Origin of the sequence: Planococcus maritimus, from assembly GCF_001592825.1 — a bacterium.
Lineage (GTDB): Bacteria > Bacillota > Bacilli > Bacillales_A > Planococcaceae > Planococcus > Planococcus maritimus_C.
This window is the reverse complement of record NZ_LTZG01000019.1, coordinates 1-416: the sequence shown is the minus strand read 5'-3', so window position 1 is coordinate 416 and position 416 is coordinate 1. Positions and strand designations below refer to the sequence as shown.

The window sequence follows — 416 nt, the reverse complement described above, 5'->3', positions numbered from 1 at the left end:
GCAACGTCGGGATGCAGATTGTCACAAGCGGCCCTGATTCGGAATGGGAACAAATTAAAAATGGCTACATCAAAATGATCTCAAACGCCAAGCGTTCCATTTTGATACAAACACCTTATTTTATCCCAGATGCAAGCCTGCTGGATGCTTTAAGGATCGCTTGCCTTTCGGGCATTGACGTTAACATTATGATTCCGAACAAGCCCGATCACGCCTTTGTATACTGGGCGACACTTTCGTATATCGGCGATCTGCTGAAAGCCGGAGCCACTGTCTATATTTACGATAACGGCTTTATTCACGCGAAAACCATCGTGGTGGATGACGAAATCGCGTCAGTCGGCACAGCCAACATTGATGTCCGAAGCTTCAGGCTGAATTTTGAGGTTAATGCATTTATATACGATATCACCATT

The 416-nt window shown here is 45.2% G+C and carries 1 protein-coding gene; it reads left to right on the top strand.

The window, feature by feature from the left end; genetic code table 11:
* On the top strand, positions 1-416 hold a 416-nt coding region (locus tag AY633_RS10415; RefSeq protein ID WP_260804560.1), incomplete at both ends, for a phospholipase D-like domain-containing protein.